Raw genomic sequence first — 14,104 nt, 5'->3', positions numbered from 1 at the left:
TCGGCATTAAGCAAATTAGCTTCTCTTATGAGATGCCAACCCGCAGACTAGCGCTGTTGGATTTTCCCGTCTATCCCCGCTGCTTTCCTTTTTCCGGACCATTTATGAACTGGTTGTCTTTTTCCCATGGCGCGGCGCTGTGCGCGTCGCTGATCGTTACGATCGGCGCGCAGAACGCGTTCGTGCTGCGGCAGGGCATCATGCGCTCGCATGTCGGCAAGATCGTGCTGTTGTGTACGTTGTCCGATTTCATTCTGATCGGCGCGGGCGTCGGCGGCGCCGCGGTGCTGATGGAGCGTTTCCCGCGCTTCGTGCACGCGATGCTCTATGTTGGGCTCGCGTATCTCGCCTGGTTCGGCATCAGCGCGCTGCGCCGCGCGGTGCGGCCCGGACACGCGGTGCTCGATGGCTCGGCCGGCGCGTCCCGCGATCAGGCGCCGCCTGCGCAACGCGCGCTGCCGATCATCCTGATGACGCTTGCGTTCACGTGGCTCAATCCGCACGTCTATCTGGACACGTTCCTGTTGATCGGCACGGCCGGCGCGCGTGAGCCGGAAGGCGCGCGGGTCGCCTTCGCGCTCGGCGCGATGACGGTCAGCGCGGTGTGGTTCGTCGCGCTCGGCTATGGCGCTCGCATGCTCGCGCCGCTGTTTCGCCGCGCAACCGCGTGGCGCGTGCTGGATGGCGCGATCGGCAGCATGGTGTTGCTGCTCGCGTTCACGCAATTGCGTTGAGCGTTCGACGCGGGCCTTATTTCAGCGCCGATTCTTGCGGCTCGCCTCGCGCGGCGGGCGCATCGGCTTCGTCGCGCGGCACGAGGTTCATCAGCCGCGCGAGCACCGGCCACTTCAGCAGCGACTGCTGGTAAGCCTCCTTCGCCCGGGCATCGAAATAGCGCCCCGTCTCGACCTCCGGCAGACGCAGCGCGAGGCCGCCGATGTCGTCGACGGGCCAGCCGCCGCGCGTGGCGGACCGCTGCGCTTGGCGGGCGGCGCTCGTCGGCTATCTGATCGTGAATCGCTGGAACGTCGGCGGCAATCAAGCGATGGCACATCTATTGCTAAATTCCGCTCGCCGGCATCTCACCCGTGAAGCCGCGTGACGTACGCAACGGGGCGCCGTTCAAACGTCATTTCAACAATCCACCGGTGGAGGCACCATGCTTCGATACGCTGTGATTTTCTTCATCATCGCCATCATCGCCGCAGTGTTCGGCTTTGGAGGCATTGCCGCGGGCGCAACCGAAATCGCCAAGGTGTTGTTCTTCATCTTCCTGGTGATCTTCCTCGTCACCCTGCTGATGGGCGTGATCCGACGCTGACGGCTGCATACAGCGTTCGGTGAATTCACGCCTCGCCCGATGCGAACTGGCCACGCTGCGTGGGTACCGCGCTGAGGATTGCGCGGCCGCTGTCGCCGTTGCAATACTTGCCGCAGCATATTGCAATAGTTGCCGAAGCATCGGGCGCTTCAACTCTGCTTTCCTTCCGCTTCTTTTCTCCGTATGCCGGAGGCGTATGCGGCATCGCTTCAGGCCGCATACGCGATCTGCGGCGTCATGGAACGCGATCTGCTGCGTGGCCGGTTGCGGCGTATCGAGTGCGAGTTGCGCATAGCCACGCATCGCGGCCCAATGTTCGGCGAACGCGATCAGTAACGTGCCGATGCCGCGCGTCTGCCATGCGGGATCGACCGCGAACTGACGCAGGCTCGCGACATCGCCGTGCCGGTATAGCTCGCACGATGCTTCGCCATCCGAAGCACAAAGCGTCATCGAGCCGACGATGTGTCCTTCATACACCGCGACATGGCAATCGCCACGCAGCACACGGCCGCGGGTCGTCTCGATGGTTTGATCCACGCACGTGCAATTGAGCCCCTGCGCGCCGAGCGGCGCAAACGCGCGACACACATAGCGGACCGGAACGGATTGCGGATGGCTCGCGCGACGCTTCACGTTGAGCACCTCGTACTGACTGGATGCCCGACGTGTAGGGTTGGCTCTGTCGTTCACGAGGTGTTTTCGGCCTCGTACAGACGACGGCCCGCCGCATCCTTGCTGCCGAGGATGGGCTGAAAGTCGATCGGCCACTCGATGCCGATGTCAGGATCGGACCACAGCAGGCAGCGCTCGAGTTCGGGGAACCAGTACTCGGTGGTCTTCCACATGCATTCGGCGACATCGGACAGCACGACGAAGCCGTGCGCGAAACCGGGCGGCACCCAGATCTGCCGATGGTTGGCTTCGCTCAGATACTCGCCGCTCCATTTGCCGAAGTTCGGTGAGTTCAGGCGCACGTCGACCGAGACGTCGAAGATCTCGCCGCGCACGACGCGCAGCAGCCGCCCCTGGGGACGCTGCACCTGGTAGTGCAAGCCGCGCAGCACGCCATGCACGGCGCGCAGATGGCGGTCCTGCACGAAGTTGAAACCTTGCGCGACGTCGTCCGAAAACTCGTCCGCGCTGAAACTCTCGAAGCAGAAGCCGAACTCGTCGATGAACACTTCCGGCTCGATGAGTTTCACCTCCGGCAATGCCGTCGCCATGACCCTGTTGCCCATCGCCACTGTGCTCGTAAAAAGGCTGGCCAGCGAACATACGGCCGCTCTCGCGACCGCGTCCGACAGACGAGGCGCGCCCGCAACGCGGGCGCCCTATCGCATGCTAAAGATACATGCTACGCCTCAGTGGCCGCCCGGCTGCGAGCGCGATACTCGGTTGGCGACAAAGCCATACGCTTGCGGAAAATTTTCGCGAGACGATCGCCGTTGCCGGTGCCGCTGCGACGCGCGATCTTGTCGACCGGCAATTCGGTCTCGGTCAGGAAGTTGCACGCGATACGCAGCCGCACCTGCAGCAGGTAGTCCGACGGCGTGATCTGCATCTCGTGCTTGAAACGGCGCAGGAAATTGCGCTCGCTCATTGCGGCGACCTGCGCGGCATCGGCGACCGATACCGGACGGTCGCAGTTGGCCTCCATCCAGCGCGCGGCCGCGCGAATCTTTTCGGCGACGCTCAGCGTGCCGCCCTCGGCCGGCAGCGGCACCCACGTCGCAGCCATGCCGGGCATCACGCGATCGGCGACGCTGCGCGCAAGCTCGGCGCCCAGGTCGCGCTTGATGAACATCAGCGCGCTGCGGGCGCAGTCGTGACGGTCGTTGGCCGCGCTGAACGCGCCTTCGCTGGCGCTCGCGCCCGGATAGCGGCTCATCAGGCCGTCATGCTCGGTCGGGCCGGCCGCTTCGAGCACGAGGCGCCCCTCGCCGATCGTTTCGATCGCGCGTGTGCGCGATTGCACGGCGCGCAGCCAGTTCAGCAGGCGTTCGTCGCGCGCGGCCACGTGGGCGCCGTAGCCGCCAGCGATGAACAGCGCGTCGAAACCGCCGCCAAAGCGCGTGTCGATGCGGTCAGTCCAGATGCGCGCCGACGACGAACTGGCGACATTGCCGCCGTCCATCGACAGGAACTGCACTTCGTAGGGCGGATCTTCGCCCGCTCGCGTGCCCGCGAACTCATTGGCGGTCTGGAACATTTCCACGACGGTACCGGGGCCGAGCAGCCAGAAGCCGTCGAACAGCAGAATGCCGATTCGCCGCGCTGCAGTACGGACGTTCAAAGCGGGCGTGTGTAGCCACGTAATTCTCGTTGTATCAAGGTGCATGTGCGGCATGATCTTCCCCAAACGGTCATACGTTGCGGACCCCGATTTGCCCCGTCATCAGACGGAACGAGAGAATGCGTTATTACGGCGAAAAAACAGACACACGCCGCATAAAGGATTAAGCGTGATGTTAGCGGAATGGATCGCTATAGTAAATTTGAAAAACGAGTTTCATCACGACAGCCCATGTCTGAGGAAAAGCGGTTATTGAGCGATTGATATGAGCGCGCGACACGCCGGGCAACTATGCAAGCCGCGCGAAGAGCTTGAGGAGATCTTACCGCAAAGCCTTGATGGACGGGACTCTCGCGCATTCGGACAAAGTTGCCGATAATGCGAAGCCCGGCCATTGCGCGTTACCGAGTACGTTTCTTGCGCGGTTCAAAAATGTTTCAATTGTGAACTGCTTATCGCCCTATTATGTCCGGGCAATTCGGTAGTTTATTCGCAAAGCGTAAATTTATTGCCCGCGGCATTAGGCATTTCCGCGGCATTCTCGCCGCACCACAAATTAATATCAAAATGCTGATTTATCGGGGGTTCTAAAAATGTTTCTATTTTGAAACATCGCCGGCCTCTTTCGTATGATTTAAACGTGCGCATGCGCCGCATTGATCGAACCTCGGATGATTGGATGCAGCGCAGCAATCATGTGTGGCGGACACGCGACGAGGCGCCGGCCGTTGCAACCTGCGAAGTTGCAACGGCATAGCTGATGCGCGCGTCTGGGAATGCGAGCAAATAGTCGGCTGGGGAACGGCATCGCGGCGCGCAACGGCCGCGCCGCCGCTCGTCACCGTGCCTCAGCCATTCGTCCCTTCGCCGGCCAGCGTCGCCGCAGCGGGCGTGCGCGCGAGCACCGGCCGCAGAGCCGCGCCCGTGTGACTCGCGGCCACGCGCGACAGGCTGTCCGGATCCGTTGCCGCAACGATCGTACCGCCGCCCACGCCGCCCTCCGGACCGAGGTCGATGATCCAGTCCGCCTCGGCGATCACGTCGAGATCGTGCTCGATGACGACGACGCTATGCCCGCCATCCACGAGCCGGTGCAGCACACGAATCAGCTTCGCGACGTCCGCCATGTGCAGGCCAACCGTTGGCTCGTCGAGCACGTACAGCGTGTGCGGCGGCTTCTGGCCACGCCGCGTAATGTCGTCGCGCACCTTGCTCAGCTCGGTGACGAGCTTGATGCGCTGCGCCTCGCCGCCCGACAGCGTCGGCGACGGCTGGCCGAGCGTCAGATAGCCGAGCCCGACGTCTTTCATCAGTTGCAGCGGATGCCCGATGTTCGTAATCGACGCGAAGAACTCGACCGCTTCGTCGATTTCCATGGTCAGCACGTCGCCGATGTTCTTGCCGCGCCACGTGACCGCGAGTGTCTCCGGATTGAAGCGCTGGCCGTGGCAGACGTCGCACGGCACCTTCACGTCGGGCAGGAAGCTCATGCCGATCGTGCGCACGCCCTGGCCCTCGCATGCGGGGCAGCGGCCCTCGCCCGTGTTGAACGAGAAACGCGACGCGGTATAGCCGCGCGCGCGTGCCTCCAGCGTGCCCGCGAACAGCTTGCGGATCGCATCCCACACGCCGATGTAGGTGGCGGGACACGAACGCGGCGTCTTGCCGATCGGCGTCTGATCGACTTCCAGCACGCGGTCGATGCTTTCCCAGCCGGTGACCGAATCGCAGCCCTGCCATATGTGCGTGACGTTCAGCGGCGCGCGCGGCGCCGAGCGCGCGAGCACGCTCGAACGCCGGTTCGCGGCCGGCTTCTCCTGGGCGGCCGCACGCGCGCGGCGCGTGGCCGGCGACGACAGCACCGAGCGCCCGACCGCATCGAGCAGATTGGTCATCAGCACGTCGCGCGCGAGCGTCGATTTGCCGGAGCCGCTGACGCCCGTCACCGCGACAAGCCGCGCGAGCGGAATGCCGACCGTCACGTCGCGCAGGTTATGCAGCTTGCCGCCATGCACGGTCAGCCAGTTCTCCGGCACCGCGGCCGCACGCTTGCCCGGCGCGACGACCTCGCGGCGCGGCTGCAACGGATGCACGATCGGCTGCGCGAGGAAACGCCCGGTCAGCGAATCGGGCTGTGCGGACAGGTCCGCGACGCTGCCCTGCGCGATCAGCGTGCCGCCGCGCTTGCCCGCGCCCGGCCCGATATCGATGATGTGATCCGCGCGCCGGATCGTATCTTCGTCATGCTCGACGACGACGAGCGTATTGCCCTTGTCGCCGAGCTTGCGCAGCGCGTTCAGCAAAATCTGGTTGTCGCGCGGATGCAGACCGATGGTCGGCTCGTCGAGCACGTAACACACGCCCTGCAGATTGCTGCCGAGCTGCGCGGCGAGCCGGATGCGCTGCGCTTCGCCGCCCGACAAACTCGGCGCCGCGCGATCGAGGCTCAGATAGCCAAGCCCGACTTCTTCGAGGAACTGCAGCCGGCTGCCGATTTCGCTGACCACGTCGCGCGCGATTTCGGCGTCGCGGCCCGTCATCCGCAGCGTATCGATCCACGCGCGCGTGTCGGACACGGTCCATTGCGCGACGTCGACGATCGCCTGCGAGTCGAACGTGACCGCGCGCGCGACCGGATTCAGACGCGTGCCCGCGCAATCCGGACACGGCTCGTCGACGAGTCCTTCCGGTTCCTGCTCCTCCGAGGGCAGGCTCTGCTCGCGACCGCGATTGTCGTCGACGACGATCGTGTCGTCGTACGCGGCCCGCTGCTCGCGCGTCAGCGACAGCCCCGTGCCGACGCAGCTCGTGCACCAGCCATGCTTGCTGTTGTACGAGAACATGCGCGGATCGAGCTCGGGGTAGCTCGTGCCGCACACCGGACACGCGCGCTTCGTCGACAGCACCTTCACGTCGCCGAGCTTCGCGGTGGACTCGCCGCCGTTGAGCGCGTCGTGCAGACCGTCGAGCGGCGCGAGCAGATGCATGATGCCTTTACCGATGTCGAGCGTCTGATCGAGCGCTTCGCGTAGCTCCGCGTCGTGATCGGCCGAGATGACGAGGTCAGCGACCGGCAGCTCGATCGTGTGCTCGCGGAAACGATCGAGCTTCGGCCACGGATCGACCGGCACGAACTCGCCGTCCACACGCAGATGCGTATTGCCGCGCGCTTTTGCCCATTTCGCGAGGTCCGTATAGACGCCCTTGCGGTTCACGACGAGCGGCGCGAGGAAGCCGACATGCTGGCCCTTGTGATCGCGCAGCAACTGCGCCGCGATCGATTCGGCGCTCTGCGACGTGACCGGCGTGCCGTCGTGAATGCAGTGCTGCAAGCCGAGCTTCACGTACAGCAGACGCAGGAAGTGCCACACCTCCGAGGTCGTGGCGACGGTACTCTTGCGACCGCCGCGCGAGAGCCGCTGCTCGATCGCGACGGTCGGTGGAATGCCATACACCGCGTCGACTTCGGGCCGTCCGGCCGGCTGCACGATCGAGCGGGCATACGCGTTCAGCGATTCGAGGTAGCGCCGCTGACCTTCGTGGAACAGGATGTCGAACGCGAGCGTCGATTTGCCCGAGCCCGACACACCGGTGATCACGTTGAACTTGCCGTGCGGAATGTCGACGTCGAGCGCCTTCAGGTTGTGCTCGCGCGCGTTGACGATGCGCACGACGTCCTCGCCTTCGATCGCGCGACGTGCGCGGGCCGCGCTCAGGGCCTTCTGCAGCGGGATGCCCTGGGGCTCCGCCGCGGTTGCGGTGTCCATTGCGCGGTCGTATTGCAGCAACGCCTCGCCGGTATGCGATTCGGCGCACGCTTTCACTTCGTCCGGCGTGCCCGCGCACAACACGCGGCCACCGCCGTCGCCGCCTTCGGGACCGAGGTCGATGATCCAGTCGGCCGCGCGGATCACGTCGAGATTGTGCTCGATCACGATCAGCGAATGACCGCTCGCGAGCAGCTTGCCGAACGCCTGCATCAGCTTCGCGATGTCGTCGAAATGCAGACCCGTGGTCGGTTCGTCGAACATGAACAGACGCTTCGCGATCACCTGCTTCGCGCCGCGTGCGCCGCGCGCCTGTGCCGACTCCGCGAGAAAGCCCGCGAGCTTGAGCCGCTGCGCCTCGCCGCCCGACAGCGTCGGCACGGGCTGGCCGAGCTTCACGTATTCGAGCCCGACGTCGACGATCGGCTGCAGCACGCGCAATACTTCGGCGTCCTGCGCGAAGTACGCGGCAGCCTCGCTGACGGTCAGTTCGAGCACGTCGGCAATGCTCAACCCGCGCGCCGGCTGGCCGCGCTCGATCTTCACCTCCAGAATTTCCGCGCGATAACGACGCCCGTCGCAATCGGGGCAGCGCAGGTACACGTCAGAGAGGAACTGCATTTCGATGTGCTCGAAGCCCGAACCGCCACAGGTCGGGCAGCGGCCGTCGCCCGAATTGAAGCTGAACATGCCGGGGCCGTAGCCGCGCTGTTGCGCGAGCGGTGCCTTCGCGAACAGCTTGCGGATTTCGTCGAACGCGCCGACGTAGCTGGCCGGATTCGAGCGTGCGGTCTTGCCGATCGGTGACTGGTCGACGAACACGACGTCGGTGACCTGGTCCGCACCGTTCAGCGCCTTGAACGCGCCCGGCGCTTCGATGGCGAGCCCGAAGTGGCGCGCCATCGCCGGATACAGCACGTCCTGCAGCAGCGTCGATTTGCCGGAACCCGACACGCCGGTCACGCAGACGAGCCGCTGCAATGGAATTTCGACCGTGACGTCGCGCAGATTGTGCTCGCTCGCGCCTTCGAGCACGATGCGCGGCGTGCTCGCCTCGACCGCGCGACGCGACCAGTGCGCGGCATCCGCGACATGGCGCCGGCCGCCGAGGTACTCGCCGGTCAGCGTGCCGGTCGAGCGAATCGCCTCGGGCGCGCCGTCGAAAATGATCGAGCCGCCGCGCTCGCCCGGTCCCGGACCCATGTCGATGAGCCGGTCCGCCGCGAGCATCACCGACGGATCATGCTCGACCACGACCAGCGTATTGCCCGCGTCGCGCAGGCGGTGCATCGCCTCGACGATGCGGTTCAGGTCGCGCGGGTGCAGGCCGATGCTCGGCTCGTCGAGCACGAACAGCGTCTTGGTCAGCGACGTGCCGAGCGCGGTGGTCAGGTTGATACGCTGCACCTCGCCGCCCGACAGCGTGCGGCTTTGCCTGTCGAGCGTCAGATAGCCGAGACCGACGTCGCATAGATACTTGAGGCGCGTGCGCACTTCGGCGAGCAGCAGCTTGAGCGCGTCGTCGAGCAACGCGCTCGGCAGCGTGATGCCGTCGAAGAAGCGGCGGATGCGCTCGATCGGCATCAGCATGAGATCGTGCACGGTCAGGCCCGGCAACGCTTCGAGCTGCGCGCGCGACCACTTCACGCCGCGCGGCATGAAGCGCTGCGCGGGCGCGAGCACGTCGTTCGCATTGGCCTTGCTGCCGAGACGCCACAGCAGCGATTCGGTTTTCAGACGCGCGCCGCCGCAGGTTTCGCACGGCGTGTAGCTGCGGTATTTCGACAGCAGCACGCGGATATGCATCTTGTACGCCTTCGATTCGAGATAGTCGAAGAAGCGTTTGACGCCGTACCAATGCGTCTGCCACTTGCCGTTCCAGTCCGGCGAGCCGTTGATGACCCAGTTGCGTTCGCGCTCGCTGAGCTCGCCCCACGGCGTGTCGCGGCGGATGTCGGCTTTCGCCGCGTAGCGCATCAGGTCGTCCTGGCACTCCTTCCACGCGGGCGTCTGCATCGGCTTGACCGCACCTTCGCGCAGCGTCTTGCGCGCGTCGGGGATCACGAGACCGAGGTCGACGCCGATCACGCGGCCAAAACCGCGGCAGGCATCGCAAGCGCCATAGGCCGAGTTGAACGAGAACAGCGCGGGCTGCGGATCGGCATAGCGCAGATCGCTTTCAGGGCTATGCAAGCCGGTGGAGAAACGCCAGATGCGCGGCTCGGCGGCTTCGGCCTGCGGCTCGTCCGAGGTAGCCGGCAGCACGTAAATATTGACGCGCCCGCCGCCGCGCTTCAGCGATGCCTCGATCGCCTCGATCGCGCGTGCTTTATCCACCGAGCGCAGCCGGAAGCGGTCGGCGACGACGTCGAGCAACTTGCGCTTGCCGGTCGGCGAATCGACTTCGCGCTGCGCCTGCACGCGCGTATAGCCGCTCGCCGATAACCACTGCTCGACCTCCTGCGCGGACGCCGACTCCGGCAGCTCGACCGGGAACGTGACGACGAGCCGCGGCTCCTCCTGCGCGGTGCGCTCGAGCAGTTCCGCGTAGATCGTCTCCGGCGTGTCGTGCCGCACCAGATACGCGCTCTGGCGGTCGAACAGCTCGGCCGCGCGCGCGTACAGCAGCTTCAGGTGATCGTTGAGCTCGGTCATCGTGCCGACCGTGGAGCGCGAGCTGCGCACCGGGTTGGTCTGGTCGATCGCGATGGCGGGCGGCACGCCGTCGACGCGGTCGACCTGCGGCCGATCCATCCGGTCGAGGAACTGGCGCGCGTACGCGCTGAAGGTTTCGACGTAGCGGCGCTGGCCTTCCGCATACAGCGTGTCGAACACGAGGCTCGACTTGCCCGAGCCCGACGGCCCCGTGACGACCGTCATTTCGCCGGTGCGCACGTCGAGGTCGACGTTTTTCAGGTTGTGCTGGCGGGCGCCGCGAATGCGGATCGTGCCCTGGATCTTGTTGCCGCTCGGGTTGCCGCCTTGGGGAGTGTCAGCGAGGGTGTCAAGGGTTGCGTCGTTGGAGGACAATTTTTCCGACCGTCTGAAGGAGTGGGTCACCTCTCACGGCCGGCTCTCGCGACCGCGCAAGTTCGGTGCAGCCGGGTCGGCACGAGGAGCGCCCGGAAGCCTGGCTGTAGGGGGATACTATACTGTATGTTTATACAGTTTTCCATGGCGGGTGCAGACGCGCCTTGACCTCTGGATCGGCTGCGAGGCGCAAACGGCTGCGCCGCGGTCACGCTGCCTGACTAGCCGAGCGCGCTTTCAACCCGCGAGCACCCGGCCGCCTGCGGCGTCGCGCAACCCGCCGGTGTGCCACGTGCGACACCGTCGCCAAGCGCATACGCAACGCAGCGCCGCGCCAGCACCTCGGTCGGATCGACGAGCCGCACCGCGCGCCCGCCCGGACACGCGAGCACCGGTTCGCGCAACAGCAACGGCAACTCCGTGCACGCGAGCACGATCACCTGCACGCCCTGCGCGACCAGATCGTCGACGGCCGCCGCGAGGTCCTCGCAACAGTCGCCCGACGTGTGCCCCGCCTTCAAGCCGCGCGGGCCGTAGATCGCGTTCATCAGACGCGCTTGCGCAGTGGCGGACGGCGCGATCTGCACCAGGCCGCGCGCGTCGAGCGCCTGTTCGTAGACGCGGCTCGCGAGCGTGCCCGAGGTAGCCAGCACGCCCACTTCGCGCAGACCCGGAACGGTCTCGCGCAGATAATCGGCGGTACAGGTCAGCATATTGACGATCGGCACGCGCAGCGCCGGCTGGAGCCGCTCGACGAACGCATGCGCGGTATTGCACGGAATCGCGATCAGATCCGCGCCGCCGTCCTCGAGCGTCTTGCAGGCCGCGTACAGCGCGAGGGTGGGATCGTCGCCGCGCTCGAGCAGCGCCGCGGTGCGGTCGGGGATCTGCGGATTCTGCTCGACCATGATCCGGATATGGTCCTGGTCGCGCGCGGCCGGCGTGTTGCGCACGACCTTGGCCATGAAATCGACGGTCGCGGCCGGCCCGATGCCGCCGACCACGCCGAGGCGGAACGCCCGCTGCGGCTGCGTGTACTGCGCCGCCGCGACATAGCGCGCATACACCTGGTTCGTATCGACGAGCGGCACCTCGATGCGCCCGAGCGCGCGCAGCACGAGGCCGATCTCCGCGAGCCCCGGCACGATCAAGTCGACGCCCTGCGCGACCAGATCCGCGCACGCCGCGCGCAACAGCTCGACGGGCCGCCCGTGCAGGCGCCCATCGCGGATGCCCCCGACACCAAGGACGGCGCTCGTCACGCCGTCGAAACCGGTGTCGTTGCGCGGATAGCACACGTCGAACCGCCCGGCTTCGAAGTAGCGCTCGAACAGGCCGTTCGCGCGAATCGCCGCCGACGTCAGCACGCCGATTCGGCGCGCCGACGGATAGGTGCGCCGCACGTGCGCGGACAGCGCGGTCATGATGTTGGCGACCGGCACGCTGACGTTGGCCGCGAGTTCGTCGATGAAGGTGTGGCTCAGAAAGCATGGCAGCACGATCGCGTCGACGCCGCGTTTTTCGAACGCGCGCATCGTATCGAACACGTGGATCTTGAACTGCGGGTCCGTCGCCCCGGGCGCGGCGGGCCCCTGCCACGCGCGCGGTTCGAAAATCAGATCGAAGGGGCTCGCGGCGCCTGGCCGGCGCGACGCCATGCTCATCCGGCTGAGGATGTCGGCACTGGCGAACTGCGCCGCGCCCGTCGCCACACCCAGCGAACGAAAACGATTCATGATCAGATCCCCCGGTCGTTCTGTGCGTCCACCCTCGATCACGGGCGGCTTTCTGCGCGCTTGAGAATGACATTATGCGAGGCGCACATGTCCAGGCGTTAACCACGAAAACGCATTCCTTTGCGTTTTTCGCTCCCTCAGCTCACCGGCTCGAAAATCTCCCGCAGCCACTGCGCGAACACCCGCACGCGCGACGACAACTGCCGGTTCTGCGGATACAGCACCGACACCGGCATCGGTGGCGGCGGATAGTCCGCCAGAATGACCCGCAGCCGCCCCGCCGCCAACTCGCCATCCACGCGGTAACGCGGTACCTGCACGATGCCGAGCCCGGCGAGGGCCGCGCCCGTGTACAGTTCGGCGCCGCTGACCGACACCGCCGACGGCAGCACGAGCGCGGTATCCCGCCCGTCGACGCGGAATTCGAGCGGCACCGGCTTGCCGGTCGCGCTCGACACGTAGTTGACCGCGCGATGCGTCGACAGCGCGTCAGGATCGGCCGGCTCGCCATACGCGGCCAGATACGCGGGACTCGCGACCGTCACCTGCTGCAGTTGCGCGACGCGCCGCCCGACCATCGACGAATCCTGCAGCACGCCCGCGCGCAGCACGCAATCGATGCCCTCGCGCACGAGGTCGACGAGCCGGTCGTCCTCGCCGATCATCAGCTCGATGTCGGGAAAGCGCGCGAGAAACGCGGGCAGCGCCGGCACCACGAAGTGCCGCGCGAGCGTGCCCTGCACGTTCACGCGCAACAGCCCCTTTGGCGCGAGATTGGAAAACGCCCCCTCGGCCTCCTCCATATCGGCGATCAGGCGCACGCAGCGCTGGTAGTGCGCTTCACCGTCGGGCGTGAGCCGCACCGTGCGGGTCGTGCGTTCGAGCAACCGCGCGCCGAGCCGCTGCTCGAGGCGCTTCATCAGGTTGGTGACGGTCGCGCGCGGAATTTGCAGATCGTCGGCGGCGCGCGTGAAGCTCTGGCGCTCGGCGATCCGCACGAATACGCGCATTTCCTCGAAACGGTCCATAGCGGCGGATTATTAAAGCAAACGGAATGATGATGGCGAGTCTAACCGGATTATCTCTGCGCGCAAAGCGTTCATGATTCACCTCACCGATCCACCACCTTCTATGAGGAAACCAATCATGAGCACGAATCCACAACCGAAAGTCGCCATCGTCACGGGCGCATCGCGCGGCATCGGCACGGCGATCGCACAGCGGCTCGCGAACGACGGCTACGCGGTCGCCGTCAACTACGCAGCGAGCGCGGGCGAAGCCGACGCGCTCGTCGGCGCGATCCGCGAAGCTGGCGGCAAGGCGGTCGCGGTGCAAGCCGACGTGTCGAAGCCCGGCGACGTACGTCGCATGTTCGAAATCACCGAACGCGAACTCGGCAAGGTGGATGTGCTCGTCAACAACGCGGGCGTGATGAAGCCCACGCCGCTCGCCGACACGCCCGACGCACTCTACGACCAAACCTTCGACATCAACGTGCGCGGCACCTTCAACACGCTGCGCGAAGCGGCCGCGCGCCTGAACGACGGCGGGCGCATCGTCAATTTCTCGACCAGCGTGCTCGCGCTGAACCTGCCCGGCTATGGCATCTACACGGCGACCAAGGCAGCCGTCGAAGCGTTCACGCGTGTGTTCGCGAAGGAACTGCGCGGGCGCAACATCACAGTGAATGCGGTCGCGCCGGGACCGATCGCGACCGCGCTGTTCCTCGAAGGCAAGACCGACGAGCAGATCGAGACGTTCGCGAAGATGCCGCCGCTGCAACGCCTCGGCGAGCCGGAAGACGTGGCGGGCGTGGTCGCGTTTCTGGTCGGCCCGGATGCGGGTTGGGTCAATGGGCAGGCATTGCGGGCCAATGGCGGTTTGGCTTGATGGGATGCGCTTAGTCCAGCGTGCGGCCGCGCTGGACCAGCGCATTGCGCCGGCTGCGGCGCCT

At 65.9% G+C, this 14,104-nt stretch carries 9 protein-coding genes and 1 pseudogene; 4 read left to right on the top strand and 6 right to left on the bottom strand.

Going from position 1 to position 14,104, the window contains the following annotated elements:
* Positions 1-104 precede the first annotated feature (104 nt).
* The 3 genes from HDG33_RS20675 to HDG33_RS20660 all read left to right on the top strand — a co-directional run bounded on the left by HDG33_RS20675 (position 105) and on the right by HDG33_RS20660 (position 1,321).
* A complete protein-coding gene (locus HDG33_RS20675) occupies positions 105-734 on the top strand; it encodes a LysE/ArgO family amino acid transporter (RefSeq protein WP_018418582.1) in 630 nt (209 codons plus the stop codon).
* A 203-nt stretch (positions 735-937) separates the two neighbouring features.
* On the top strand, positions 938-1,102 hold the full coding sequence (locus HDG33_RS20665; RefSeq protein WP_184032681.1) for a hypothetical protein: 165 nt from the start codon (positions 938-940) through the stop codon (positions 1,100-1,102).
* A gap of 57 nt (positions 1,103-1,159) precedes the next feature.
* Entirely contained in the window at positions 1,160-1,321 is a 162-nt protein-coding gene (locus HDG33_RS20660; protein WP_013089029.1) for a DUF1328 domain-containing protein, read from the top strand.
* A gap of 249 nt (positions 1,322-1,570) precedes the next feature.
* Here HDG33_RS20660 and HDG33_RS37515 read toward each other — a convergent pair.
* The 6 genes and pseudogenes from HDG33_RS37515 to HDG33_RS20630 form a co-directional block, all read right to left on the bottom strand.
* Positions 1,571-1,828: pseudogene (locus tag HDG33_RS37515) on the bottom strand (GNAT family N-acetyltransferase); the annotation flags it as partial.
* 182 nt (positions 1,829-2,010) lie between these two features.
* On the bottom strand, positions 2,011-2,562 hold the full coding sequence (gene rfbC / locus HDG33_RS20650) for a dTDP-4-dehydrorhamnose 3,5-epimerase (RefSeq protein ID WP_184032679.1): 552 nt from the start codon (positions 2,560-2,562) through the stop codon (positions 2,011-2,013).
* Positions 2,563-2,678: 116 nt separating this feature from the next.
* Positions 2,679-3,671: a GlxA family transcriptional regulator gene (locus HDG33_RS20645; protein WP_184032677.1), complete on the bottom strand. Its 993-nt coding sequence runs from the start codon at positions 3,669-3,671 to the stop codon at positions 2,679-2,681.
* 794 nt (positions 3,672-4,465) lie between these two features.
* The gene (gene uvrA / locus HDG33_RS20640) at positions 4,466-10,414 is read right to left on the bottom strand and encodes an excinuclease ABC subunit UvrA (RefSeq protein WP_184032676.1); all 5,949 of its coding nucleotides are present in this window, start codon (positions 10,412-10,414) and stop codon (positions 4,466-4,468) included.
* 221 nt (positions 10,415-10,635) lie between these two features.
* Positions 10,636-12,150: an amino acid racemase gene (locus HDG33_RS20635; protein WP_184032674.1), complete on the bottom strand. Its 1,515-nt coding sequence runs from the start codon at positions 12,148-12,150 to the stop codon at positions 10,636-10,638.
* Between the two features lie 137 nt (positions 12,151-12,287).
* A complete protein-coding gene (locus HDG33_RS20630; protein ID WP_184032672.1) occupies positions 12,288-13,178 on the bottom strand; it encodes a LysR family transcriptional regulator in 891 nt (296 codons plus the stop codon).
* A gap of 118 nt (positions 13,179-13,296) precedes the next feature.
* On the opposite strand from HDG33_RS20630, the gene HDG33_RS20625 reads away from it, so the two are divergent.
* Positions 13,297-14,040 (top strand): SDR family oxidoreductase, encoded by a 744-nt coding sequence (locus HDG33_RS20625; protein WP_184032670.1) that lies wholly within the window; start codon positions 13,297-13,299, stop codon positions 14,038-14,040.
* Positions 14,041-14,104: the final 64 nt, after the last annotated feature.

It is taken from the genome of Paraburkholderia sp. Cpub6 (assembly GCF_014201065.1).
GTDB classification, from domain to species: domain Bacteria; phylum Pseudomonadota; class Gammaproteobacteria; order Burkholderiales; family Burkholderiaceae; genus Paraburkholderia; species Paraburkholderia tuberum.
Note: the sequence above shows the minus strand (reverse complement) of the source record. Positions and strands in the feature narration are given on the sequence as shown.